This window comes from Salmonella sp. NW722 (assembly GCF_051702785.1).
Taxonomy (GTDB): Bacteria; Pseudomonadota; Gammaproteobacteria; order Enterobacterales; family Enterobacteriaceae; genus Salmonella; species Salmonella enterica.
In genome coordinates, this window is the sequence record NZ_JAMMIN010000026.1 from 1 (window position 1) to 660 (window position 660).

Consider the following 660-nt stretch of genomic DNA (forward strand, 5'->3'; position numbering starts at 1 on the left):
GCTCCCACTGCTTGTACGTACACGGTTTCAGGTTCTTTTTCACTCCCCTCGCCGGGGTTCTTTTCGCCTTTCCCTCACGGTACTGGTTCACTATCGGTCAGTCAGGAGTATTTAGCCTTGGAGGATGGTCCCCCCATATTCAGACAGGATACCACGTGTCCCGCCCTACTCATCGAGCTCACAGCACATGCGCTTTTGTGTACGGGGCTGTCACCCTGTATCGCGCGCCTTTCCAGACGCTTCCACTAACACACATGCTGATTCAGGCTCTGGGCTCCTCCCCGTTCGCTCGCCGCTACTGGGGGAATCTCGGTTGATTTCTTTTCCTCGGGGTACTTAGATGTTTCAGTTCCCCCGGTTCGCCTCATTAACCTATGGATTCAGTTAATGATAGTGTGACGAGTCACACTGGGTTTCCCCATTCGGGTATCGCCGGTTATAACGGTTCATATCACCTTACCGGCGCTTATCGCAGATTAGCACGCCCTTCATCGCCTCTGACTGCCAGGGCATCCACCGTGTACGCTTAGTCGCTTAACCTCACAACCCGAAGATGTTTCGTAAAACATTCTCGTGTTGCGAAAATTTGAGAGACTCACGAACAACTTTCGTTGTTCTGTGTTTCAATTTTCAGCTTGATCCAGATTTTTAAAGAGCAAA

At 50.9% G+C, this 660-nt stretch carries 1 rRNA gene; it reads right to left on the minus strand.

What is annotated here, in order from left to right:
* A 23S ribosomal RNA gene (locus NA330_RS23170) occupies window positions 1–540 on the minus strand; the annotation flags it as partial.
* Window positions 541–660 lie beyond the last annotated feature (120 nt).